The 24,189-nt window shown below is 26.9% G+C and carries 24 protein-coding genes and 3 tRNA genes; 18 read left to right on the top strand and 9 right to left on the bottom strand.

Annotation, left to right across the window (positions count from 1 at the left end; genetic code table 11):
* Positions 1 to 1,359, top strand: a complete 1,359-nt coding sequence (locus HNR35_RS00410) for a sigma-54-dependent transcriptional regulator (RefSeq protein ID WP_006433691.1) — start codon at positions 1 to 3, stop codon at positions 1,357 to 1,359.
* A gap of 245 nt (positions 1,360 to 1,604) precedes the next feature.
* Here the strand turns inward: HNR35_RS00410 and HNR35_RS00415 are convergent, their stop codons facing one another.
* Positions 1,605 to 2,492, bottom strand: coding sequence for a LysM peptidoglycan-binding domain-containing M23 family metallopeptidase (locus HNR35_RS00415; protein WP_183223222.1), 888 nt, complete (start codon positions 2,490 to 2,492; stop codon positions 1,605 to 1,607).
* Positions 2,493 to 2,602: 110 nt separating this feature from the next.
* On the opposite strand from HNR35_RS00415, the gene HNR35_RS00420 reads away from it, so the two are divergent.
* Together HNR35_RS00420 and HNR35_RS00425 are read left to right on the top strand one after the other, a co-directional pair.
* Entirely contained in the window at positions 2,603 to 2,932 is a 330-nt protein-coding gene (locus tag HNR35_RS00420) for a nucleoside triphosphate pyrophosphohydrolase family protein (RefSeq protein ID WP_006433675.1), read from the top strand.
* Between the two features lie 39 nt (positions 2,933 to 2,971).
* Entirely contained in the window at positions 2,972 to 3,829 is an 858-nt protein-coding gene (locus HNR35_RS00425) for a DUF368 domain-containing protein (RefSeq protein ID WP_183223224.1), read from the top strand.
* 4 nt (positions 3,830 to 3,833) lie between these two features.
* Here HNR35_RS00425 and HNR35_RS00430 read toward each other — a convergent pair.
* The 3 genes from HNR35_RS00430 to HNR35_RS00440 form a co-directional block, all read right to left on the bottom strand.
* Positions 3,834 to 3,917: transfer RNA gene (locus HNR35_RS00430), tRNA-Leu, on the bottom strand.
* A 67-nt stretch (positions 3,918 to 3,984) separates the two neighbouring features.
* Positions 3,985 to 4,644: a hypothetical protein gene (locus HNR35_RS00435; protein ID WP_183223599.1), complete on the bottom strand. Its 660-nt coding sequence runs from the start codon at positions 4,642 to 4,644 to the stop codon at positions 3,985 to 3,987.
* A gap of 46 nt (positions 4,645 to 4,690) precedes the next feature.
* A complete protein-coding gene (locus tag HNR35_RS00440) occupies positions 4,691 to 5,287 on the bottom strand; it encodes an ATP-dependent Clp protease proteolytic subunit (RefSeq protein WP_006433705.1) in 597 nt (198 codons plus the stop codon).
* 199 nt (positions 5,288 to 5,486) lie between these two features.
* Here HNR35_RS00440 and HNR35_RS00445 point away from each other — a divergent pair, with 199 nt between their 5' ends.
* The 6 genes from HNR35_RS00445 to HNR35_RS00470 all read left to right on the top strand — a co-directional run bounded on the left by HNR35_RS00445 (position 5,487) and on the right by HNR35_RS00470 (position 11,925).
* Entirely contained in the window at positions 5,487 to 6,554 is a 1,068-nt protein-coding gene (locus HNR35_RS00445) for an NAD(P)/FAD-dependent oxidoreductase (protein WP_183223226.1), read from the top strand.
* 189 nt (positions 6,555 to 6,743) lie between these two features.
* Complete coding sequence (locus tag HNR35_RS00450; protein WP_006433661.1) at positions 6,744 to 7,703, top strand: ribonuclease Z; 960 nt, start codon at positions 6,744 to 6,746, stop codon at positions 7,701 to 7,703.
* Positions 7,704 to 7,715: 12 nt separating this feature from the next.
* On the top strand, positions 7,716 to 8,645 hold the full coding sequence (locus HNR35_RS00455) for an ABC transporter ATP-binding protein (RefSeq protein WP_006433657.1): 930 nt from the start codon (positions 7,716 to 7,718) through the stop codon (positions 8,643 to 8,645).
* Positions 8,642 to 9,376 (top strand): ABC transporter permease, encoded by a 735-nt coding sequence (locus tag HNR35_RS00460; protein ID WP_006433723.1) that lies wholly within the window; start codon positions 8,642 to 8,644, stop codon positions 9,374 to 9,376. Before HNR35_RS00455 ends, HNR35_RS00460 begins: the two co-directional genes overlap by 4 nt.
* A gap of 4 nt (positions 9,377 to 9,380) precedes the next feature.
* Positions 9,381 to 10,889 (top strand): GldG family protein, encoded by a 1,509-nt coding sequence (locus HNR35_RS00465; protein ID WP_183223228.1) that lies wholly within the window; start codon positions 9,381 to 9,383, stop codon positions 10,887 to 10,889.
* Positions 10,890 to 10,905: 16 nt separating this feature from the next.
* Positions 10,906 to 11,925, top strand: a complete 1,020-nt coding sequence (locus HNR35_RS00470) for a DUF4340 domain-containing protein (RefSeq protein WP_183223230.1) — start codon at positions 10,906 to 10,908, stop codon at positions 11,923 to 11,925.
* 256 nt (positions 11,926 to 12,181) lie between these two features.
* Here the strand turns inward: HNR35_RS00470 and HNR35_RS00475 are convergent, their stop codons facing one another.
* The gene (locus HNR35_RS00475; protein ID WP_183223232.1) at positions 12,182 to 13,315 is read right to left on the bottom strand and encodes a hypothetical protein; all 1,134 of its coding nucleotides are present in this window, start codon (positions 13,313 to 13,315) and stop codon (positions 12,182 to 12,184) included.
* A gap of 98 nt (positions 13,316 to 13,413) precedes the next feature.
* Here HNR35_RS00475 and HNR35_RS00480 point away from each other — a divergent pair, with 98 nt between their 5' ends.
* The 3 genes from HNR35_RS00480 to HNR35_RS00490 are packed head-to-tail and all read left to right on the top strand — an operon-like array spanning position 13,414 to position 15,719.
* Entirely contained in the window at positions 13,414 to 13,872 is a 459-nt protein-coding gene (locus HNR35_RS00480) for a septum formation initiator family protein (RefSeq protein WP_183223234.1), read from the top strand.
* Between the two features lie 6 nt (positions 13,873 to 13,878).
* Positions 13,879 to 14,859, top strand: coding sequence for an ABC transporter permease subunit (locus tag HNR35_RS00485; RefSeq protein ID WP_006433742.1), 981 nt, complete (start codon positions 13,879 to 13,881; stop codon positions 14,857 to 14,859).
* Complete coding sequence (locus HNR35_RS00490; RefSeq protein ID WP_183223236.1) at positions 14,859 to 15,719, top strand: ABC transporter permease; 861 nt, start codon at positions 14,859 to 14,861, stop codon at positions 15,717 to 15,719. The genes HNR35_RS00485 and HNR35_RS00490 overlap by 1 nt, the downstream gene beginning before the upstream one ends.
* A gap of 8 nt (positions 15,720 to 15,727) precedes the next feature.
* Here the strand turns inward: HNR35_RS00490 and HNR35_RS00495 are convergent, their stop codons facing one another.
* A complete protein-coding gene (locus HNR35_RS00495; protein ID WP_183223238.1) occupies positions 15,728 to 16,363 on the bottom strand; it encodes an endonuclease III domain-containing protein in 636 nt (211 codons plus the stop codon).
* Between the two features lie 97 nt (positions 16,364 to 16,460).
* On the opposite strand from HNR35_RS00495, the gene HNR35_RS00500 reads away from it, so the two are divergent.
* Positions 16,461 to 16,534, top strand: a tRNA-Arg gene (locus HNR35_RS00500).
* 7 nt (positions 16,535 to 16,541) lie between these two features.
* Positions 16,542 to 16,614 (top strand) — tRNA-Pro (locus HNR35_RS00505).
* Positions 16,615 to 16,688: 74 nt separating this feature from the next.
* On the opposite strand, the gene HNR35_RS00510 is transcribed toward HNR35_RS00505, so the two are convergent.
* The 3 genes from HNR35_RS00510 to HNR35_RS00520 all read right to left on the bottom strand — a co-directional run bounded on the left by HNR35_RS00510 (position 16,689) and on the right by HNR35_RS00520 (position 22,129).
* Positions 16,689 to 18,677, bottom strand: a complete 1,989-nt coding sequence (locus tag HNR35_RS00510) for a P83/100 family protein (RefSeq protein WP_183223239.1) — start codon at positions 18,675 to 18,677, stop codon at positions 16,689 to 16,691.
* A 105-nt stretch (positions 18,678 to 18,782) separates the two neighbouring features.
* Positions 18,783 to 20,462 carry a PQQ-binding-like beta-propeller repeat protein gene (locus HNR35_RS00515; RefSeq protein ID WP_183223241.1) on the bottom strand — a complete coding sequence of 560 codons (1,680 nt, stop codon included), beginning with the start codon at positions 20,460 to 20,462 and terminating at the stop codon, positions 18,783 to 18,785.
* A 35-nt stretch (positions 20,463 to 20,497) separates the two neighbouring features.
* Entirely contained in the window at positions 20,498 to 22,129 is a 1,632-nt protein-coding gene (locus HNR35_RS00520) for an ABC-F family ATP-binding cassette domain-containing protein (protein WP_183223243.1), read from the bottom strand.
* Positions 22,130 to 22,272: 143 nt separating this feature from the next.
* Between HNR35_RS00520 and groES the strand changes: the two genes are divergently transcribed.
* The 4 genes from groES to HNR35_RS00535 all read left to right on the top strand — a co-directional run bounded on the left by groES (position 22,273) and on the right by HNR35_RS00535 (position 24,166).
* Positions 22,273 to 22,545 carry a co-chaperone GroES gene (groES, locus tag HNR35_RS00525; protein ID WP_006433722.1) on the top strand — a complete coding sequence of 91 codons (273 nt, stop codon included), beginning with the start codon at positions 22,273 to 22,275 and terminating at the stop codon, positions 22,543 to 22,545.
* A gap of 92 nt (positions 22,546 to 22,637) precedes the next feature.
* Positions 22,638 to 22,763, top strand: a complete 126-nt coding sequence (locus tag HNR35_RS05895) for a hypothetical protein (protein WP_006433809.1) — start codon at positions 22,638 to 22,640, stop codon at positions 22,761 to 22,763.
* 47 nt (positions 22,764 to 22,810) lie between these two features.
* Positions 22,811 to 23,488: a tRNA (5-methylaminomethyl-2-thiouridine)(34)-methyltransferase MnmC2 gene (gene mnmC2 / locus HNR35_RS00530; protein ID WP_183223245.1), complete on the top strand. Its 678-nt coding sequence runs from the start codon at positions 22,811 to 22,813 to the stop codon at positions 23,486 to 23,488.
* Positions 23,489 to 23,569: 81 nt separating this feature from the next.
* Entirely contained in the window at positions 23,570 to 24,166 is a 597-nt protein-coding gene (locus HNR35_RS00535; protein ID WP_183223247.1) for a hypothetical protein, read from the top strand.
* The last annotated feature ends 23 nt before the right edge of the window (positions 24,167 to 24,189 follow it).

Raw genomic sequence — 24,189 nt, forward strand, 5'->3', positions numbered from 1 at the left:
ATGAGCAAAATACTTGTAGCTGATGATGAAAAAAATATTAGAGAGGGAATTGCTACTTATCTTGAAGATGAAGGATATTTTGTTTTCACTGCTAGTGACGGAGAAGAAGCTCTTGAAACAATTGAAAATGAAAATATTGATGTAATAATATCTGACCTGAGAATGCCCCAGATATCTGGAGAAAAATTGCTCAAAATAGTTAAAGAAAAAAACTTAAAAATACCTTTTATTATTTTAACGGCTCACGGAACAGTTGATTCTGCTGTAGACGCCATGAGAGAGGGTGCTTACGATTTTTTAACAAAACCTTTAGACCTTGAAAGACTCTTACTAATAATAAAAAGATCATTGAATAAAAAAGAAAATAACGATGATGAAAATGCCAATTTAGAAAATATACTCATAAGAAAAGATTTAAAATACTATGAAAAAATCGTGGGAAAATCACTATTAATGCAAAAAATTTTTGAACTTGTAATAAAAATAGCAAAATCAAATGCATCTGTTCTTATAACAGGCGAAAGCGGTGTTGGCAAAGAAATAATAGCCGATGCTATTTTTGATCTTTCAAATAGAAATGATAAACCATTTATAAAAGTAAATTGCGCTGCACTTTCTGAAAGCATCCTTGAAAGCGAACTTTTTGGTCATGAAAAAGGAGCATTTACTGGGGCAATTTCCCAAAAAAAAGGTAGATTTGAACTTGCAAACAAGGGTACAATTTTTCTTGATGAGATAGCAGAAATTTCGCCTGAAATTCAAGTCAAACTTTTAAGAGTACTGCAAAACAAAACCTTTGAACGTGTTGGTGGAGAAACTACTATTAAAGTTGACATTAGACTTTTGGCTGCAACAAACAAAAACATTGAAAAGGAAATTAAAAAGAAAAAATTTAGAGAAGACTTATTTTATAGACTAAATATCATCAATATAAACATACCACCTTTAAGAGAGAGAAAAGACGATATATCACATTTAACAAGCATGCTAATAAAAGACGCTGCAAAAGAAAACAATAGAAAAGAAAAAACCCTTTCTAATGATGCAATGAAAGCTCTTTATTATTATGATTGGCCAGGAAATATTAGAGAATTAAAAAATGTACTTGAAAGCGCATTAATATTATCTAAAGGTAAGCAAATCACTAAAGAAGATTTACCAGCAAAAATTAAGAATAATGAAAATCTTATATTTAAAATAACACTACCAATAGGAATTAGTCTAAAAGAAGCTGAAAAAGAAATAATAAAACAAACGCTTTTTCATTCTAAAAATAATAAAAGCAAATGCGCTGAAATATTAAAAATAGGAAGAAAAACTTTACATAATAAAATAATTGAATATCACATTGATCAATAAGATTTATTTTGAATTATTAAATTATAATCAATACAAAAAAATAATGTTGCTTTAAATTAAATGTATAGTTTTGAAACCAAAAAATTTTTTAGTATCAATAATTATATTAAAATGAAACACTTTCTTTTAAAATTCCGACTCAAAAGTGTAAAAATATTTTTATTTTAGAAATAATTGTACACTATTATTTATTAATAATCAATACAATTTAATAATATTATATTTAACTGTCTGTAACCTAAGCTTTACTTTAAAAACTTTAAAGGATTAATAGGAATATTTTTTTTTAATATTTCAAAGTGCAAATGAGGACCTGTTGAACGCCCAGTTTGCCCTACCCTTCCAAGAAATTCGCCCGATTTAATAAAATCTCCTATCTTTACAGAATATGAATTTAAATGCCCATAAAGAGATTTAATATTATTTTTGTGACCAACTACAACAAAATTACCATAAAGATCGTTGTATCCAACTTCAATAACTATTCCAGAAGAAGAAGAATACACTTCCGTATTCATTGGAGCTGCAAGATCTATTCCTGTATGAAAACTTTTATTACCAGTAAAAGGATCGTTTCTAAATCCAAAATCAGAGCTAACAATAAATTCTTTTAAAGGAAAAATAAAGTTGGCATTTAAAAAAAAAAGTAACTCTGTGCCTGAAAAAAGTCCAAAATCTGGATTTTTGGCAAAATCAAAAAAATAAAACTCATAAACTTTGTCGTTTCTTTTAATTTTGACTTTTTCAGCTTTAGTAAGATCCCTTGTTGCTAAAAGCAAATTATTAAATCTATAATCTTTACTATCAAAAACAAAAACCCCTTTTTTACTAGGAATAAGAATCTCTTGTCCAACATTTACAAAAGGAGAATCTAATAAATTAACAGTAGCAATACCGGACTGCCATCCATTTATTTTATTAGCAATTTTAAAAAAAGTATCCCCCTTTTTAACTTTATATAAATAAAAAAACAAAGGAATATGCTGTTTTTTATTATATTTTAAAACTTTAATTTTAAGATCAGAAAAAATAGGATCTTTTCTTGAAAAATTTTTTATTTCTGGATAAGAAAAAACACAAATTATTTTTAAAAAGAAGAAAACTGTTTTAAATAACAAAAAAAATTTACTCATACTAAAAATTCTTTCACGCTTAACCAATCAACTATAATAAAAAACATAAAAAAAATAAATCGCGCTTGGACTTGTAAATAATAACAAACTGTAATAAACTGTCTCTCAGCATGGAATTAAATGAATACCAAGAAAAAGCAAAAAAAACTGCTAAGTATCAAAATAAAAAAGAAGAATTAATTTTAACAACACTTGGTCTTGCTGGCGAAACTGGAGAAGTTGTTGAAAAAATAAAAAAATTAGGAAGAGATAAAAATTACATTATTGATGATGAGTATTTAATATCAATTAAAAAAGAGCTGGGAGACGTTTTATGGTACTTATCAACTTTAAGCAATAACTTAGGCATTACACTTGAAGATGTCGCCCTTACAAATTTAAAAAAAATACAAAAGCGACATGAAAATGGAACAATAAATGGTGAAGGTGATGACAGATAAAGCATTTAAATTAAAAACACTTAAAGTCTAAAAATAAAAATGCTTAATATTTATATCAAGGGAATTTTACTTGGAGTTGCAAATATAATCCCAGGGGTTTCTGGGGGAACACTAGCTTTAATATTAAGAATATATTACAAAATAATAAATTCCATTTCGGAAATCTTAAAACTAACAGAAATAAAAAAAAATTTAATGTTCTTAACTATTTTGGCAGCAGGAATGTTAACCTCAATATTATTGACTGCAAAAATATTTAAAGCTTATGCATTTGATAATGGAATAATAGAAGCATTGCTAATAGTATTTTTCATAGGATTAACATTTGGAAATATGCTAACACTAAAAACAGAAATACCTATAAAAGAAATAAAAAATAATACAAAAATATTTAAGTATTTGTTGTTTTTTATTGGTATGGCCATTATTATCCTTTTCTTAATAATCAAAGAATCTAATATACAATTGCAAAATACAATACCTAAAGACAAACACTCAATAAAATATTACTTATTATTAATATCCTCTGGAACAATAAGCGGAGCATCAATGATATTGCCAGGAATTTCGGGGTCTGCGATGCTTTTACTACTTGGCTTTTATAAAGAAATAATACTAATTATATCCAAATTTAACATTGCTCTTATTGCAATATTTACAACAGCTGCAGCAGTAGGAATAGTTATATCAATATTAATAATAAAGAAAATAATAGATAATCACTTAAATAATTTTATTTATTTATCAAAAGGCCTAATTTTTGGATCCATTCTACAAATGATATTAATCATTTTAAAATTAAATTTTAAAATCAGCTTTACATCTTTTACATCTTTAGCAACATTATTTATATTGGGACTGCTTATAAACAAAAAAATAGCTGAGCAATGTAAATAAAAAATACCGAAGACCGGACTTGAACCGGTACGGAGCTTCCTCCTCAGGATTTTAAGTCCTGTGTGTCTACCACTTCCACCACTTCGGCATAGAATAATATAATAAATAATAATATATTAAGATGTCAAGTTAACCAAGAATATAAATCTAAAAACTCAGCTGATAACTATTTTTTGAGGAAAATTCTCAATAGCATAATTGCTATGTAAATAATCTGTAATTACAAACATAAATGAATATAAAGAAACCCTAGCAAAAAAATTGGAAAAAACTCTAAAATCAATTTTATTTGCTAACATTGAAATATTGTTTGAATCATTTATTAAGCTAAAAAATCCATTTTTAATTAATAAATCAAAAATAACAAATTCAGATTCATCTAAAACAAACATTAACTTATCCATTTGAGTTTTTAAATATAAAATTTGCTCACTAATCTGCAAACTAGTGGGATTTTTAATAAAATTATTGCTTAAATTATAAATAACAATGCCATAGCGACTATCCTTAAATTTAAAATCAACAAGTAATCCCAATTTTAAGTCGTCATAATCTTGCATTACGCTTAAAACTTTAATATTTATTTTACGCTTAGAAAGAATACTAATAGAAAGCCCTTCCCCTTGATTAATAAAATATGCATTCTTAAAAGTTCCAAATAAAACTCTATTATTGATTAAATCAAGAATATTTTTATTCTCAAGATTCTTAATAATTATTAAATCAAAACCTTGATTGAGAATATTATAAGCAGAATCTACTAAATCTTGAGAAAAATTATTATTTAAATTAAAATTTGCAACCTTAAGCTCCAAAACACTAAAATTTATATCTACAAAATTACAAGAAAAAAATAAAACACTAAGCAGAAATAAACTCTTCAAGTTGGCACTTTGTTTCAACAACTTCAAATACAAGTCCATATTTTTTTGCAGAACTACTGTCTAACCAAAAATCTCTATCAGTATCCTTTTCTATTTTAGAAATATTTTGACCTGTTTCTTTTGAAATAATATTATTAAGTTCTTTTTTAAGTTTATTTAACTCATTAGTATAAATCTCAATATCTGTAGCAACTCCTTTAAATCCACTCAAAGGTTGGTGCAATAAATACCTGGCAAAAGGCAGTGAAAATCTATTTTCTAATTTTGCAGCCAAAAAAATTAAAGCAGCAGCACTAGCAACAAGCCCTACTCCAACTGTAAAAACTTTAGGCTTAACAAAACGAATCATATTAAAAATAGCAAATCCAGCATCAATATCGCCTCCTTCTGAATCAATGTACACAAATATAGGCTTTTTAAAATCTAAGGTCTCTAACAATAATATTTTTTCTTGGAAAAGACGAGAAACATCCTTAGTAATCTCGCCAGCAATCACTATTGATCTACTCTTTAAAGCCAATTTAAATGATTTATCATGCAAATCGCAAATATTATCATCTTCTTTACCAGTCATAAAACATCCCTTATACAAAAACATAATGATATATTATAATTAAAAATAAAAGGTTTTTAAATGATAAAAAAGCATAAAAACTAAACAATAATGCCTAATTTCTAAAAAGCAAAAGATCAATAAATCTTTAATTAAACTTCATTATAGTCATAAAACACTCTAAATTTATAAATAAATAAAATCTAAAAAGGAGTTTATAATGCATCATGAATTTGCAGTTATTGGAGGAGGAATAGCGGGAAGTACGGTTACTTACGAACTGCTTAAAAGAAATAAAAAAGTAATTCTTTTTGATGATGAAGACACAAAAGCATCAATAATAGCTGGGGGACTTATTAATCCTATTATGGGTAGAAAAATGAACATTGCCTGGAAAGAACCACATATTTTTGAATTTGCAAAAAACTACTATCAAGAAATTGAAAAAACCATTAAATCCAACTTTTTTATAGAAAAAAATATCTTTAGACCCTTTACTACTGAAAATCAAAAAAATGACCTGATTGATAAACTTAAAAATGACAAAAACATGACAAACTTTATTTTGAAAATAAAAGATGGAAAAATTTATAATTTCTCAAATGACTCAAACGGAGGAATGATAATAAAAGGAGCCAGGATTAATACAAAAATTTATATAAAAAATATTAAAAAATATTTAATCAAAAAAAAATCATATATAAAAAAAAATATCGATGAAAATAAAATTAAAATTGGAGAAAGTTTTTTTAAAATAGAAGATTTCAAATTTGAAAAATTAATATTTGCAAAAGGATATAAAGAAAAACTCAAAGGATTTTTTTCTTACCTTCCATTTGAGCCTGCAAAAGGCGAAATCATTATATTAGAATGCAAAAAATTAAATTTTAAAGAAGTTTACAATAGACACGCATCTTTAATTCACTTAAAAGACAATAAATTTTACCTTGGGGGTACTTATGAATGGAACACTTGGAATACACTTACAAATGAATGGGCAAAATTAGAATTATTGAAAAAATTTAAAAAAATAACAAATCTAAACTGCAAAGTCATTGATCAAAAAGCACACATAAGACCTTCAACTCTAGATAGAGAACCTTTTTTGGGAGAACACCCTGAGCACAAAAATATCTTTATATTAAATGGTTTTGGTACAAGGGGTATATCAATGGCACCATACTTATCTAATCTATTAGTTAATAATATTGAAAAAATTGACAAAATTCCAAGTCATTATAATATTAAAAGATATGTAAAATATTATAATATTTTGCATCATGATTAAAATCAAAATTTTTAATTCATGCTGGCAAGCGATTTTATCTCTTAATATTTCTAAATTCATGAAAAAATAATATAATGTTTAAGTTAAGCTAAAATAATTCTTATCCAAAGAGAAAATAAAAGTGAAGCAAGATTCAACAAAGCAATTAAGATTAATTAACACTTTCAAAACAAACCGGGAGAATAATCTTTGGGATTCAATATCAACATTATAGGAACTGGGGGAACAAGGCCGCTCCACAATAGATATTTGTCATCCGTACTAATCGAATACAATGGAGACAATTTTTTATTCGATTGTGGAGAAGGAACTCAAATGTCTTTAAGAAAACAAAAAATATCTTGGCAAAAAATAAAAATGATTTGTATTACGCACTTACATGCTGACCACATTACAGGACTACTTGGAATAATAATGCTAATGTCACAAAGCGGAGAAACAAGAAAAGAACCATTAATAATTGCTGGACCTGTTGGAATAAAAAACTATACAAAAACTAATATAGATATGCTTAAAATATATAAAAACTATGAAATAATTTATAAAGAAATAATTTCAGATAAAACTGAAAAAATAATATATGAAGACAAAACAAAAAAAATTGAATACACAAAACTAAAACATTCAATAGAATGTGTTGGATATTTATTTATAGAAAAAGATAAACCTGGAAAATTCAATATAGAAAAAGCAGAAGAGTTGAATATCCCTAAAGGGCCTATTAGAAAAACCCTACAAGATGGAAAAGAAATATTAATAAACGGAAAAATTATAAAGCCATCAGAAATACTTGGAAAATCTAAAAAAGGATTAAAAGTTGCGTACATTACAGATACTGGCTATTTTAAAGAGCTCATACAGCAAATCAAAAATTTCAACCTTGTAATAATTGAGAGCACATTTAAAAATGAGCTTAAAAAAGAAGCAGATAAAAAACTTCACTTAACAGCTGGTGGAGCTGCAAATATTGCAAAGCAAGCAAAAGTTTTACAAACAGGACTTATTCACTTTAGCGAAAGATATACATTAAGAAAAGATCTTGAAAACTTACTAAAGGAGGCAAAATTGGAATATCCAGATGGAGAAATTTTTTTAACAAAAGATGGAATGAGACTTGAAGCAACCAAAAATAACTTTATTATTAAATAGGAGGATGGGTATATGATAAATGTAGAAAAAGTTACTAAAATGTATGGTTCATTTACAGCGCTATTTAATGTTAGCTTTAAAGTTGAAGAAGGCGAAGTACTTGGAATACTTGGCCCAAACGGGGCGGGAAAGTCAACATTAATCAAAATTTTAACATCGTTTCATTATCCAAGCAAAGGTAATGTAAAAATTTTTGGAAAAGATATTGTAGAGCATTCAAAAGAAATACTACAACAAATAGGATATGTTCCTGAAAAACTAGCTCTTTATCCAGAGCTTTCTGTTAAAGAATATTTAAAGTTCATATCAGAAATAAAAGGTGTTAAAAAATTAAAAAAAGAAATTGACAAAGTAATAAGCATATTTAAATTAAAAGAAGTTGAAGATAAGCTAATTTCTCAACTTTCAAAAGGATTTAAGCAAAGAGTAGGAATAGCTGGTGCTTTAATAAATAATCCTAAACTTGTAATACTCGATGAACCAACAAATGGTCTTGATCCAAATCAAATAATTGAATTTAAAGAATTCTTAAAAGAACTCGCAAAAGAAAGTACAATATTATTCTCTTCACACATATTAAGCGAAGTAGAATCTATTTGTAAAAGAATAATTATTGTCAACAACGGAGTAATTGTTGCTGATGATACAAAAGAAAATATTATTAAAAATAAACTTAAAGAGATTGAAATAGAACTAATAGTCTTAAAAAGATCTGAAAATGAAAAAAAGATTTTCAATAATAAAAATGATATTTTTACATTAATACAACTTGAAGAACATGAAAAAGACTTAAACATTTCATTAAAACTATCTCAAGGTAAAACAGAAGAAGATCTCTTTAGCTATATAGTAAAAAATAATATAATCTTAAAAGCAATGATCCCAAAACATGAAAGCCTTGAAAAGATATTTAGTAAATTAACCAAGGAGAGAGAAAAATGAAAATAGATTTAAAGCAATCCTTATCGCTTTCTAAAAAAGAACTAAAAATATTATTTGGAACTCCAACTGCATACGTTGTGATGCTATTTTTTTTAATATTTATAAACTTTTCATTTATTTTTTTATCAGGATTTTTTATTAAAGACAATGCATCTCTTACCTCTTATTTCTCTTCAATGCCTATTATTTTAATGTTAGTACTGCCAGCACTTAGCATGGGAGTATTCTCAGAAGAACATAAAACAGGAAGCATTGAACTTCTTTATGCTCTACCAATAAGCCCTCAAGAGATAGTCTTAGGTAAATTTATTACGCTTAAAATATTTACCTTAATACTATTCTCACTCACCTTGCCTCTTACAATAATGACAATTTTCATGGGCGAATTTGATCTTGGGATAATATTACTTCAATACCTAGGAATAATTCTTTATTCTCTCTCCGTGCTAAGTATGGGAACATTTATCTCATCTATTACAAAAAGTCAAATAGTATCGTATATTCTAACCGTATTTATACTAATATTAATACTATTTTCTGGAAAATTGGTTATGATCTTTGGAAAAGAAAATATAATAGGAGAAATGCTTAACTTTATTTCAATAACTAATCACTTTGGCTATTTTAATATGGGCATACTAAACTCATCAGACTTTATTTATTTTATTACATTCACAATCACATTTCTAATACTAAGCACATACAGCATAACACTAAAAAAATGGAGATAAAATTATGAAAAGCAAAGAAAATGAAGTTTTTAATCTAACCTTAACCCTTACAATAATATTTTTAATTTTTTGCAATATATCTATTTTCATTTTTAAAATAGACTTTACAAAACACAAAGCTTTTACAATCTCTAAAGTTACAAAAAATTTATTTTCAAGTGCAAATGAAACAATATATATAACATATTACAATTCAGGAAGCCTTGAAAACTATTTTGCTTTTCCAAATCAAATAAAAAATTTTTTAATAAGTTTTTCTGATGCTTCAAAAGGCAAGGTAATTTATAAAGAAGTTGATGCTGATAAAATTTCAACACCATTAGAGCATATTGGCATTCCTTCTCAGCAAATCGACTTAAGAGATATTAATCAACTATCAATACTTAAAATATACTCAGGAATTGAAATGATTTACGAAGGAAAAAGAGAAATAATACCGGTTGTAACAGAAATCAGCAATTTAGAATATGACCTTGCAAATGGACTTGATAAGCTAATAAACAATACAAAAAAAGTTTTAGGACTTGCTTTTGGAGACAACACTTTAAAAGAAGCACACAAAAACTTTTCCGAAATAATGAAAAAAGCATTTGGTATTGAAATAAAAGAAATAGATTTAAAAACTGAAAAATTAGAAGACATAAGAAAAGAAATAAATGGATTATTCATTATTGGTGCTAAAGAAATTGATGAAGAGATTGTAAAAAAAATTGACGATTTTATTGTTAATGATGGAAAAATATTTATTGCAACAAGCACAATTGACTACAATCCTCAAAATCCATATGGCATAGCTCCTATTAAATCTAAACTATTTGATCTATTTGAAAGTTATGGCATAAAATATAACGATAATATTATTCTTGATAAAAGAGCACCCACAATCTTTTTAGGTGGCAATTTCCAAACTTACTATCCATGGATCTTAATAGACAATAGTAATATTGTAAAAAAAGACATACCATTACTGAAAAATTTTTATGCTGCTACAATTCCTTGGAGCAGTTCATTAGAACTTGTAAAAAAAGATGAAGCTGAAGTAAAATTTCTACCTCTATTTGCAAGCTCCAAACAATCTTGGCAAGTTAAAGAACCCAATCTTTCAAACATATCTTTAAATGCATTTGAAGTTCCAAATAACTTTGAAGAGAATACACTCAAAATGCTAGGATATGCAATTGAAGGAAAAATTAAAAGTCCTTATAAAGAACAACATTCTAAAAATTCTAAAATAATCCTAACAGGATCAAGCATGATATTTAGTGATTATATGTACAACGGATCTCCATCAAACTTTGAACTGTCAGGAAGAATTTCAGATTATTTAATGCAAAAGGAAGAATTTTTTAATATTAAATCTAGAGAAGTACGAGCTAAATTAAAATTTACAAGCTCTTCAAACGAAATGGTCAATGCAAAATTTTCATTAATAATTGTTAACTTAATTATTCTTCCAACGATAATATTAATATTTGGACTTATTAGATTTACCAGAAAAAGAAAAGCAAATTAAAATTAAAGGAGTATTTATGACAAAACCAAAAATATTCTCAATCAATAAAGAAAAAATAAAAATATTAATAATAATAGTGCTAACATCTACATTCTTATTGGGAATAATTTTTTCAAATGAAAACAAAGTAGCAAGAATTCTGGAAGAAAAATTTTTCGACTTTGACTTAAATTTAATTTCTAAAATTGAAACAGAATTTGAAGGAACACTAACAAAACTTGAAAAAGATTGGGTGTTAACATATAATAAACAAAATATTCCCGTTGACAATAATAAAGTCAACTCTCTAATCAAAGCACTAGACGAGCTGCAAAAAAATAAACTTGTAAGTAGAGATAAAAAAAAACACAAAGAACTGGGAATTGAAGAAAATCCAAGCTTTAAATTATTTGATAATAATAACAAGCTGTTAACAGAAATTTTTGTTGGAAAATCAGGAGAAGGCGATTCAAGATTAGCATACATTAAAGGTAGTGACGAAAATGTTTACTTAACAAAAAATATTTTCTTATCATATAAGGGAAATTCTTATAATACATTTTCCGATACTAAATTATTTCAAGAAAAAAACACAAAATTAGAAAATTTATCATTTAAAATAATAAGAAAATTAAACAAAGAAAATGAAAATAATATAAATAATAACTATGAGATTACCACTAAAGATGGTCTTTATTTTTTAAATAATCAAAAAATAATAAAAGAAAGGCCTTTAAATATTATTGCTGAGTTTAGAGCTGATGGACTTGAAATTGATAAATCCAAAATAGATGAATACAAACTTCAATACAAGATTGAAGTCAAGTGGAGCAATAAAAGTGTTAATAATCTTGAAATTTACTTTAACAAAAATGAAGAAAATGACAAAGACATATTAATCAAAAAAGATAAAGATGAATATTACTATATGACTAGCAAATGGACCTTTTTTGACGTATTTAACTTGGAAAAAAAATCCATAGAAGAAAAAGATAATCTTTCTAGCAATGATAATCAAGAAGATCGTCGGCATGAGCATAACAACAACACAGATTAAGCTTACTATGTATTAAAAAGAATAATAAATATAAATATAAATATAAATATAATTAAAATATAAACATGCTAACAGACAACATTTTATCAAAAGATAAGATGTTGTCTAGCTTTACTAATAATAGTTTACTTTTAAATTAAAATTAATATTAGCTTTTTAGCTTAAAAAAATTGTCCAGATACCACAAATTAATTCAAAAATTTTTATAAAAAATAAAATAAAACTTAAATAAAATAGAACTTAAAAAATAGATTCTTTAACCTTTAGTAAGTAAAAATTTAACTTTTTTTAAAACTTCATACTCTTGTTTGATTTTAAAAATATTCCTATTAGGATTTAGCTCAAGCTCATTTTCTACCCTATCAATAAAATTTATTAATGCGTTTTTTTCATCATTATTTAGCACAACATTACTTAAAGATTCTTCAGCATTAAATTTACTCACAACCTTTTCAACATCATTAAAATTAATATTAGAAGAAGAATGATCCTCAGTTATATTTTGAGAATTGGGCTTTTCATAATTAGTAATATCACTATTTTGGTCTTGTTGTTCTTGAACTGCTACATCTCTTAAATTATTGTTCAAATTCTTCTCGTTATTATTTAAAAAATTGCCTTCAATAACTTGAGAATCTAAATCCTCTTTTAAAACGTTTTCAAAGTCATCAAATTCTTTTAACTCAAGATGTTTATCAGAAGTCTTAAGAATTGCAGAATCAGCACTATTCTCAGGCTCAATGTTTCCATTCTTACTAATTAAATCTAAATGCTGTTTATTATCTGTAACACTTTCTAATTTTTCATTATGATCATTATTATTATTTAATTCCATATTTTCTACAGGCACATTATCACTACCTTCTTTTTTGGTAAAACTATTAGAAAAATTATCGACCACATGCAAATTACTAGTTAAATTCAAATCTTTATCCCTATTAAATTCAACATTGCTCTGAACTCCTTCACCTTCTTTTGGAGCATAACTGATACCTTCAAGTAGAGCATCTAATTCTTCTTGACCAATAGAAATATTAGGTAAATTGTCTTCTTTTTTAGAAAATGCATCATCAATATCAGGCAACTTTTTTTCAAAATCTTTCGAATCAGACGTAATAAAATCTCTTTGAACAAGCTTAGACCCATTATCTAGCATTTCTTTTTCAACTCTCTCAACACGAAGCTCAACATCCTTTAAACAATTAATCAACTCGCCATGTCTTTCTTTTAAGATATTATCGAGTTTTAATAACTTTTCATCTAAAAAAATTTTAAGATTATCTGCGGTTGTAGAAACAATATCAATAGACTCATTTCTTAAAAAGACCTTTTCCATATCAAAATCAACTTCCTTAGGACCTTCTTTGATAAAAAAAACACTTTTCTTCATGTCAAACTTGCTCTCCAAAACTACTCAATATAACTACGATCTAAATCAACTTTAACTACTTGTAAATATAGTATATTAAGAATATAATTACAAGCTGTATGACTATTTATAAAAAAATTGCAATGTCTTTTTACTCAGGAATACTAAGCTACTTTATAATAGCTCCTATATTTGGAGAGAGGGGATTTGTTAATTATCAAAAATTGGATAACAACTTAACATTAATAAAAAATCACATCGAAAAACTAAAAAAAAATCAAAAAGAATTAAAAGCAAGGTATATTAATTTACAAGTATCTAAATCTGAAATTCTAAAAGAAGCCAACAAGCTAGGCTACTACCCAAAAAACTCAACAGTAATAAAAACCAACAATAATAAAGATCAATACAACCAAGGGCAAATATTAACCCTACAAAAACCCCTTTCCAAGAATCAAAATTTTTATTTTATATCAATAGCAATAGGTTTGATTTATTATTTTTTATCAAGTTGCATTATCCAAACCAAAATAATTTCAAAAAATAGCAAACTTACTTCCAATAATTCTAAGGATTAGTTTTTATTGAAAATATTTATTTTTAAAAATACAATATATTTATTAATTAATTTAATTTGTGCATCATTTTTTTGCATATCGTTAGTAAATTTTTTTTCAAATGAACAGCAGTACACTCCTTTTATTAAACCAAATATCTTAAAAGGATACTTGCAATACATTGGAATATACAAAAGTATAGAAAGATATACCCTCATACATGACTTCAATCCTAAATCAAAATTAGAAAAAAGTTGCTTTTTAAAGCATATAGCTGGAAATTCATATATAATATATGAAACAAAAAACAAAGGAATACTATGGGGTGATTATAGATACTCTCTGCTAAGCAAAGGAAAACCAATAACTAAAATAATTTTTAAAAAATTATTCAATACTTTAAAAATCTCAATTCCAGGCGCCCTACTCTCTTATGTTGCAGCAATAGTGCTTATTATAATTTGGAAAATTTACATAAAAAACAACCTAATAAATAATTTTCTAGAATATTTAATGCTATTACTCCACTCTATGCCAAGAAACTTAACAGTATTTTTAATACTGTCTTTAATATACTATTTAAATTTAAATCCAAAAAATTTAATAATGGGTGGATTTGCATGGTTTTTTTCATTCTTCATATTTAATTCTGTAATTTTTAAACAATCTCTTGATAAAACTTTATCAGAATTTTACATAAAAGCTGCAAAATCAAGAGGAATAAATAAATTACAAATAATACTAAGACATGCACTAATTCCATCAATAACACCATTGCTTACAAACATGAGACCTATTCTTACAACTGCTTTTTTTGGGGCATCAATGATTGAATCAATGTTTGAAATCGATGGAATTGGAGCCTTATATTTAAATGCTTTAAAATTCAGTGATTATGCTATTTCTAAAGATTTAATTTTTATTGGCGTTTTCATTATGCTTATTCCAAATATAATAACAGACATACTAATTTACAAAATCAACCCATATAAGGATACGCTAAGATAATGAATCTAGATATAGTAATAAAAAAAATTTATATCGTACTCTTTAATATATTTATTGTAATATTGCTCATTACACCAGCACTAGTTAATGAAAATTCAAAAATTGCAATCTATAAAAAAGATCCAAATAAAATTTATTTAAAATCTATCAAAAACATACCTATGCCACCCACGAAAGACAATCCACTAGGAATCGATAAAATGGGTCGAGATATTATGGCAAGACTAATAATTGCAACCAGAAATTCTATTTTACTTTCACTAAGCTATGCTACAATCTCTGCAGTAATTGGAATCTTTGTTGGGACAATAATAGGTATGTTTAGATTTGAAATTTGCATGCTAATTTCAAAACCAATCGAAGCATTGCAAACGTTACCCTTTTTTTATATTGTGTCTTTAGTTTTTTACTACTTTTTAAAACAAAAAACTTACAACATGCTTCAAACAGCAACACTATTGGCATTGATTCATGGGTGGATTAGGTTTGCTTTTATTGCAAGAAACAATACATTGATAATAAAAAATTTAGATTACATTAAAGCCAGTGAAGCTATGGGTGCAAGCAAAATTAGAATAATATTGCGCCATATCTTTCCAGAAGTATTCTCATCAATATCGTCCATAATCCCATTACAAATGGCAAGAAGTCTTACTACTTTTGAAGTAGTAAGCTTTTTACAAAAACAAGATAAAACTCTATACCCCAGCCTTGGAGAACTACTTAATTATATGAAAATGGGCAATAAATATCTGTGGATATGGATTAATCCCCTACTCATATTAATAGGTATAAACATAATACTGGCAATAATAAATTTACAGCTGAGAAAAAAAATGAAACATTTAATATCATCTTAACTAAAAAATTAACAAACTCTTGGAGCAAATTTTTCTAAAAAACAATCAGAACAATTTACATTTCTAGAGGTGCAAATTTCTCTTCCATGCTTATTGATAGCCATAGAAAATCTATACTGCTTGCAAGGCTCTATTCTTTTTTTAAGATCTAGCTCAATCTTAATAGGAGAATTTTCCAAAGAAAGCGCATGTCTTGTAATAACTCTACTAAAATGGGTGTCTACAATAATTGCAGGCTTATTGTAAACAGATCCAAGAATAACATTTGCTGTTTTTCGACCCACTCCGGGTAGCTTAACAAGATCAAAAATATTGTTTGGAACAACGCCATTAAATTTTTCCAAAATATCAATAGAACAATTTATAATATTTTTAGCCTTCCTTGAATAAAAACCAGTCTTATAAATTAATTTTTCAACATCTCTCACATTTGCTCTTGATAAACTTTCAAAATTGCCATACCTTTCAAAAAGGTATGGGGAAATTTTATTCACCAAATTATCTGTCGTTCTTGCACTTAAAATCACCATTATTAAAAGTTCATAATTATTTTTATAATTTAAAAAAGGTTTAACATCCGGATATCTAAACAAAGTTTCATCAACAATCAAATCAAGATTAATCATAAAAAAATTATAAAACATTATAACCACAAAACAAAAAAATATACAAAGTAAAGGCTTCTAGACTTTATTGACAAGAATTTTCCAAAATGATATACTCATCATTAGCATTTAAAATGCACCAATAGCTCAATTGGATAGAGCAACAGACTTCTAATCTGTAGGTTTTAGGTTCGAGTCCTAATTGGTGCGCTTTATTCGGGATGTGGCCTAGTGGCTAAGGCACCTGCTTTGGGAGCAGGGGATCGTGAGTTCGAATCCCACCATCCCGAAAAAATATTCAAGAAGCTAAAAACTTTGTTTTTAGCTTCTTAATAATTTACACAAATTTAATCAAACTGAAAAATTATTTAACTCTTTTTAAAGTATTTACATCTAAAGTAATTAAACTTTTAAGCTCATCTTGTAGATAAATAAAATTCTTTCTCACAGAAAAGCTAGTAAAAGGCAAAATTTTATCCTCTGAAAGGATAAATTCCTCTAAATTTTCAGGAGAAAATTTAGCCAATCTCCAAGAATTACTCTCATCCTTAACAACCACTAAAATCATTCTGGGATCAACATAAAGAGATGAATTTTTATTAATCTCAAAATTAGACTCTGATATCACTTTTAAATTCTCAAATTTATTAAGTATCTGAAGCTTAGCTTTTCCTGAATCTATTTTAATAACAACCAAATCTTTTTCACGTTCATAAATTCCATACCTCTGAATACCTTGCTGAGTACTTTCTTTAAGTCTAACACCGGTATTCAAATCAATAAGTTGAAGCGTTCCTAAATTTGTAATCGGGTCGATAACCTCTAAAAATACAGGATTACTAAAATCTACAGACACATCGATCAAATCTTCATTTAAAGAAGTAGGTTGACTTTTAACTTGAGGCTTAGTTTGTTGTAAATTAACGTCTTTATTATCTATGCCTTCTTTTGAATCAATGTCGCTATAAGAAGAATCATCTAACGGTGATAATTTAGCAAACTCATTATTGCTAGACTTTGAAATTTTATCTGCTTTTTCAACCTGAGAAACAGGCTTTAAATTTTCTTTACTATTTAATTTTTTATCCTCAGATAATTTTTGAGATTCCTCCATTATCATAAGATTTTTATCGTTATTTAAATCACTTGAACTTGCCTGTGATTTACCTTTGATTATTTCTTCTTCACTTTTTTTGATTTCAATTTGCTTTTCAATTTCTCTTTTTTGATTTTCATCACGAGCTTCTTTAAGCTGATCCTGCAAATCTTCTAGGCTTTCTTTTATCTGTAACTGCTTATCAACTTTAGGAGAGCTTACATCGCCAGGCTTTGGCAAATTCTTTTCCTTATTAACCTCGTTAATATCCTCTTGGATCTTCTCTCTAACGGTATCCCTTTGAATATCTAAATTATCTTCAGCAAAATCTAATTTTTGTTGAGCTTTATCAAGATTGAGTGCTTTTTTATCTAATTCTTCCTTTTGTTTCTTTTTAGCGTCAACCTGACTTTCAATCTCTCTCCTATGCTCTTCATCTGTAGCTTTTTCAAGCTGATCTCTTAAATTCTCAATAGTTTCTGTTATATTGGAATCACTTTCATGAACATTATCTAATTCAATATCAATTTTATCTTGATCTGCTTTATGAGTTTCGCCTTGAATGTCTGTAATATCTCTTGCAAAGTTAACACCCGCTTCATTTTCACTTAAAAGAGCTTTCACTACCTTATCTGTAACTAAACTATCAATATCAATGTCGGACTCAACATTTCCAGATAAAATATTCTTTTTAAGAGGAATAAATATTTGTGTCTTCCCAGCCCATTGACTGTACACCCTAGAAAGACCCGCATTTTCTTTAGTCAAAGACTTTAAAGCAGGATCAATATAAAACCCTTTGTAATAATCCAAATCCCCTCTATAAACAGCACTATATATTGTAATAGCTTTAGCAATTAATTCCGCACTAGACCTATCATAATCAAAAGACTTCATTAAATACCCTGTAAGAATTCTTCTTAGATTTAATATACTGTCAAGCTCTGACTTACTACTAATAGAAAAAACATCAACACTTGCTTTTTTATCTTGATCGTCAATAAATCTATTAATAAAATATTTACCATAATAACTTGAGTTGCTATTGGAATTGGTTAACTGCCTTGCTAAAAACTCCCCAATACCCACTATTTGTTCATATGTATTTGTAGAATCATAAGGACCTTTATAATTTACAAACTCAAGATCCATATTAACAAAGTCCTTTAATTTTTCCTTATCAACTTCCCTTGCATTAAGAGGAAATCCATTTAAAAATATAAGAAAAAAACTAAAGATTAGTAACATTTTTTTCATAAAAGAAATTCTCCTATAAATTTAATTATAATCTACCTTACCAACTAAATTCACTAATTTAAACCTAATTTTAACATAATCGGATTTATATGCAAAACAGCTAATTCAAGCTTGAATGATTGAAATAATTTCATTAATGTACTTGTTAATATTTTCAGAAAAATTTTGACGTCTCATAAACATTAATAACTTTAAATACTTCTGCTTACAAAGTTTAAGAAGTTCGTCTGTTGAATTTAAAATTATATTTCTCAAATTCAAAATCACAGAATAAGCTATTTCTAAATTGCCTTGATAATTTAACACTATATGTTGAATGTAATTATATATAATACAATCTTGCCCATAATAACTTTCAAATTTGGTAATAGTTTGCACTATAGTAATTATATTATTAATATCTCTTTCTCTAATTGCCAAATCAATAAAGCTTTTAATTGAAAATTCATTATTAACATATACAAAATATCTATAAAGCTTACCCCTTGAAGCAATTCTATCAAATCCCTTTTCTGGCAAAAGCCAAACATTAAAAGCTTTTTCATATAAATTTAAATATTTTTTGGGAAAATTTCCATGTTTAGTTGCAAGAACATCCAAAATCCCTAAAAATTTATTATAAGCAGTATCACTATAACTAGAGTTAAGAATCTCATCAAGAAGTAAATAATTTTTATCATAATCTACAAAATCTTTCTCTTTTAAATCTATTCTACCTTGATTATATTTATTACCTCTAAAATGGTTCCATACACTAACATCAAGCTCTTTGTCGTATTCGTAATAATAAGTACTAAGAACCCAATCGCCCCCCCCTAAGACAATAATGCCCGAATTAGCACTAAGTCCTGACAAATCCTTAATTTTAGCATCTGTAAAAAATATATCAAAATCTTCTCTAAGAGACAAAATCCCATTTGATTTGGTTGAAATTAAAAGATCCCTATTATTATAAAGAACAGCTTTTTCAATCTCAAAGTTCATTTTTTTTTTGAATTTAAGCTTGAAATTTCTACTTAAATCAAAAAACATACCAACACTTGAAATTGCGATATATTCACCATTAAACTTTTCAAACAAAAAATTAATAGGAAAGTCTAATTTAATAGAACCAACAACTTCCCCAAAATCTCTCCCATAAGCAACAATATGACCTGACTTATGACCAACAACTACCTCTTTTTTTGTATTTATCATCAATAAAAAGGGAAAAGCAACCAGCCTGGAAAACCATTTTTTATTACCTAAAGAATCAAACAAAAATATTTCATCATTCTCGCTTGCAATGCAAAAATCACCATTATCAAAAACTACAGGAGAAGTAACAGGTCTGCTGCCTGTGTTAACCTCAAATATTTTTTCTCCACTATTTAAATCAATAGAAACGACTCTCTCATTAGCAAGGGGAATTAAAATGCCAGTATTTCCTATGGCAGGATAACCTGAAGGGGAAAAATCAAGCTTATACTTCCAAACAAGTTTTCCTCTTTTGATCTTTTGAACTTCATTTCTAACTGTAATAACATAATATCCATTATCAAAATCTTTCAAAAGAAAAGAATATGGAATTCTATTTAATCTATAAGAATATTTCTTTTCAAATGACATTGTATAGGTAGTTAACCATCTATCTTTTGTTAAAACCGTAATAGTATCTCGCTTTTCATCAATAATTGGATTGCCCACAATTTTACCAGTTAATGCTTTTTGAAAATATAAATTAATACTAGAATAAAGCCTTAAAAAAGACGCTGAAAATACAAATATGAAAAGTATACCTCTCAAAATAAAAAACCTTTTGAGTTTTTAAAAAACAAATACTAAAGCCTAAAACCAGTATTATCACCATAAAGGCTATTTCTCAGATCCCTAATCTTAGTATCATCAATATACTCAGAAAAAGTCATATATCGATCAATTATTCCATTAGGAGTAAACTCAATAATTCTATTTGCAATAGTATCTATAAACTGATGATCGTGAGATGTAAAAAGAACAACCCCTTTAAACTCTTTAAGCCCAGCATTTAAAGATGTAATTGCCTCAAGATCTAAATGATTCGTAGGCTGGTCTAGTATTAAAACATTTGCTCCGCTAAGCATAGCCCTAGCAAGCATGCATCTTACTTTTTCTCCCCCTGAGAGAACATTTACCTTCTTTAAAGCTTCATCTTGACTGAAAAGCATTCGACCTAAAAATCCTCTAATATAAGTTTCATCTTGTTCTTTTGAATACTGACGCAACCAATCAACTAAATTCAAATTCAAATCGAAATATTTCCCATTATCCTTATTAAAATATGAAAAATTAACAGTAGAGCCCCATTCATAATGGCCTTTATAATTTCTATCTTCATTTGTAATAATATCAAACAAAAAAGTTGCAAACATGGGATTTCCCAAAAAAACAATCTTTTGTTGAGGTTCAATAATACTGCTAAACTTATTTAAAATTAAATTCCCTTCAAATTCTTTTATCAAATTTTTAATTGTGAGAACATTTTTACCAAGCTCTCTTTCACTTTTGAAATTAACATAAGGAAACTTCCTTGAAGAAGGCTTTAAATCTTCAACCTTTATTTTTTCAATCAGCTTTTTCCTTGATGTTGCCTGCCTAGACTTAGATGCATTACTAGAAAATCTTTGAATAAATGTCTTAAGTTCCGCAATTTTATCTTCAGATCGCTTTTTAGCATCTTTTAATTGCTTGTTTAAAATCTGGCTTGTTTCATACCAAAAATCATAATTTCCAAGATACACTTGAATCTTTCCATAATCAATGTCAACAATATGAGTACAAACTTGATTTAAAAAATGTCTATCGTGAGATACAACAATAACTGTATTTTCAAAATTAATTAAAAACTCTTCTAACCATTTAATAGATTGTAGATCAAGGTTATTAGTAGGCTCATCAAGAAGCAAGATATCAGGCTCACCAAAAAGAGCTTGGGCTAAAAGAACCCTAACCTTTAAAGCCCCTTCAATATCACTCATTAAACTATTGTGAATTGATTCATCTATCCCAAGACCTTTAAGAAGAACTGCTGCATCAGATTCAGCTTCGTATCCTCCAAGCTCTGAAAATTCTGCTTCAAGCTCCCCGGCTCTAATCCCATCCTCATCACTAAAATCAAGTTTATTATAAATTTCATCTTTTTCTTTTTGGACAGAATAAAGTCTTTTATGCCCCATAATAACAGTATCGATAACCTTATATGCATCATACGCAAATTGATCTTGCTCAAGAGCCGCTACTCTTTGATTTTTTGGAATAAATATTTCACCCTTAGTAGATTCAATCATCCCACCTAGTACTTTTAAAAAAGTGCTTTTTCCCGCTCCATTAGCACCAATTATTCCATAACAATTTCCAGAAGAAAATTTAATATTTACATCTTTGAATAAAACTCTCTCTCCAAATGCAACTTCCAAATTATTTATAGTTATCAAACCATTACCCTGCCTAAAATTGATATTCTAATAACAAAATTATCTTGAAAATTAATTTAATTTTCAAGCACTATATAAATATATTGACTAGGCTCTCAATTTTTTCGTATATTTAATATTATTAACATAAGGAGATGTTTGAAATGAAAAATATTAAGCCTTTAGCTGATAGAGTTTTAATAAAAATCAAAGAAGCTGAGAGCAAAACAATCTCAGGACTTTACATACCAGAAAATGCAAAAGAAAAAACAAATATCGGAACAGTCGTGGCCATTGGTTCTAACAAAGAAGAGATCACTGTAAAAGTTGGCGACACTGTACTTTACGAAAAGTATGCAGGAGCTGCGGTAAAAATCGAGAATAAAGAACATTTAATATTAAAAGCAAAAGAAATAGTTGCAATAATAGAAGAGTAAAAGGCTAAGTTTAGCTACTTAGCTTTAATCTTTATAAAATATTTTATAAAGATTATTGAAAAATAAGGTTCAAGTTTTAGTATGGATAAAAAATGACTGTGACCTATAGAAGAAGCAAAATTGATAGAAGTTTTGTACTTCTAGAAGCAGAATTACTAAAATCTACAAATCTTTATAAGTTTATCATAAAAACTTATTATTCTGATCAATCAAATTAAAAATTTCAAGCTTACAAAATCCTGTAAGCTTGAAAAAATAAAGTTAAATGAAAAATCTAGTTTTTAAAGAAAAAACCATATATTCAAGCAAATTCGATGACATCTATTACAACCCAAAGTATGGACTTGAAGAAAGTTTTTATACATTTATTAAAGGCTGTAATTTAGATTTAGAATTAAAAACAAAAAAAAATCTTTTAATAGCAGAGTTAGGATTTGGAACAGGATTAAACTTCATATGTCTTTTAAAATTCATAAAAGAAAACAATATAACTTCAAAAATTAATTATTATTCTATAGAAAAATTTCCACTTCCACAAAAAACAATAATGAAAATTTCAAAGTTCTTCGTTAAAGACACTGATTATTTCAAATTAATGTTAAAAAATTATCCTAAAATTCCAAAAAAAAATTTAAAACTAAAAATAACAGAAAATATTAATTTAAAAATTTTAATTGGAAACGCTAAAATAAAAATTAAAGAAATTCCAAAAAATGTAGAATACTGGTTTTTAGATGGATTTAATCCTAAAAAAAATCCTGACATGTGGAATAATGAAATATTTAATTTAATTTCTGAAAAAAGCAGTCCGGAATGCAAGCTTTCAACATTTTCCTCTGCAAGAATTGTAAAAGACGGCTTAAAACTTGCCAATTTCAAATACATCCAAATAGAAAAAGGATTTGGAAATAAAAGACATATGATAAAAGCTCAAAAAAATTAAAAAATTACTTTTAATATAAGCTGTTAAAAAAACAATTTCAACGAATATGATATACTATAGAATAGGAAAAGGGGAATTTTAATGATAAAAAAAATATTTGTTACAGCCTTAATCTTTTTAATATCTAGTAATCATATCTTTGCAAGAGACACAATCAAAGATTTATTCTTTATACAAGATATATTAATAAAAAAAGAAAAATATTCAGAAACTCTAAATAATGCAAGCCTTGAGGGCATTATTGAAATTGAACATAACAGATCATATATTAAAGATAACGATTCAGAGGTTAAGCTCATCCTAAAAGAAAAAGGATATAGAAAAAATTTCAGCTTTTTCAATCTTTTAAATACTAGTAATATAATAAAAAGCCTAAGCTTATTTAATGACAGGCCCAAAAGCATTAAAGAAAATGAAATCATATTATTGGGTACAAAAATAATTAAAGAAAATCCCAATAAACGGTACGAAGACGATGATGACTTTGAATTAAAGCTAAGCGCAACTTGCAAAAATAATCAAACTTATTTAATTCTTGATTTTGAGTTTCTCTTTGATCAAAGAAAAACGTTTCCATCAATTTACATTAAAGAAGAAGATGTGCCAACAATAATAAACAGCTTCATGAAATTACAAGATCCAAATTTCTTATCTCCTCAAACATTATTTAACAACTAAGAGTGCAAAATGTTATTTGCAAT

It is taken from the genome of Borreliella spielmanii, assembly GCF_014201705.1.
In the GTDB taxonomy this organism is placed as follows: Bacteria; Spirochaetota; Spirochaetia; order Borreliales; family Borreliaceae; genus Borreliella; species Borreliella spielmanii.

Excerpts from the sequence above, each read along its gene's own strand:
- HNR35_RS00420 (WP_006433675.1), top strand. The coding sequence starts at position 2,603 with ATGGAATTAAATGAATACCAAGAAAAAGCAAAAAAAACTGCTAAGTAT.
- HNR35_RS00465 (WP_183223228.1), top strand. The coding sequence starts at position 9,381 with ATGAAAAGCAAAGAAAATGAAGTTTTTAATCTAACCTTAACCCTTACA.
- HNR35_RS00475 (WP_183223232.1), bottom strand. The coding sequence starts at position 13,315 with ATGAAGAAAAGTGTTTTTTTTATCAAAGAAGGTCCTAAGGAAGTTGAT.
- HNR35_RS00440 (WP_006433705.1), bottom strand. The coding sequence starts at position 5,287 with ATGACTGGTAAAGAAGATGATAATATTTGCGATTTGCATGATAAATCA.
- HNR35_RS00410 (WP_006433691.1), top strand. The coding sequence starts at position 1 with ATGAGCAAAATACTTGTAGCTGATGATGAAAAAAATATTAGAGAGGGA.
- HNR35_RS00470 (WP_183223230.1), top strand. The coding sequence starts at position 10,906 with ATGACAAAACCAAAAATATTCTCAATCAATAAAGAAAAAATAAAAATA.
- HNR35_RS00460 (WP_006433723.1), top strand. The coding sequence starts at position 8,642 with ATGAAAATAGATTTAAAGCAATCCTTATCGCTTTCTAAAAAAGAACTA.
- HNR35_RS00490 (WP_183223236.1), top strand. The coding sequence starts at position 14,859 with ATGAATCTAGATATAGTAATAAAAAAAATTTATATCGTACTCTTTAAT.
- HNR35_RS00415 (WP_183223222.1), bottom strand. The coding sequence starts at position 2,492 with ATGAGTAAATTTTTTTTGTTATTTAAAACAGTTTTCTTCTTTTTAAAA.
- HNR35_RS00455 (WP_006433657.1), top strand. The coding sequence starts at position 7,716 with ATGATAAATGTAGAAAAAGTTACTAAAATGTATGGTTCATTTACAGCG.
- HNR35_RS00445 (WP_183223226.1), top strand. The coding sequence starts at position 5,487 with ATGCATCATGAATTTGCAGTTATTGGAGGAGGAATAGCGGGAAGTACG.
- HNR35_RS00510 (WP_183223239.1), bottom strand. The coding sequence starts at position 18,677 with ATGAAAAAAATGTTACTAATCTTTAGTTTTTTTCTTATATTTTTAAAT.
- HNR35_RS00480 (WP_183223234.1), top strand. The coding sequence starts at position 13,414 with ATGACTATTTATAAAAAAATTGCAATGTCTTTTTACTCAGGAATACTA.
- HNR35_RS05895 (WP_006433809.1), top strand. The coding sequence starts at position 22,638 with ATGACTGTGACCTATAGAAGAAGCAAAATTGATAGAAGTTTTGTACTT.
- HNR35_RS00495 (WP_183223238.1), bottom strand. The coding sequence starts at position 16,363 with ATGTTTTATAATTTTTTTATGATTAATCTTGATTTGATTGTTGATGAA.
- HNR35_RS00425 (WP_183223224.1), top strand. The coding sequence starts at position 2,972 with ATGCTTAATATTTATATCAAGGGAATTTTACTTGGAGTTGCAAATATA.
- groES (WP_006433722.1), top strand. The coding sequence starts at position 22,273 with ATGAAAAATATTAAGCCTTTAGCTGATAGAGTTTTAATAAAAATCAAA.
- mnmC2 (WP_183223245.1), top strand. The coding sequence starts at position 22,811 with ATGAAAAATCTAGTTTTTAAAGAAAAAACCATATATTCAAGCAAATTC.
- HNR35_RS00535 (WP_183223247.1), top strand. The coding sequence starts at position 23,570 with ATGATAAAAAAAATATTTGTTACAGCCTTAATCTTTTTAATATCTAGT.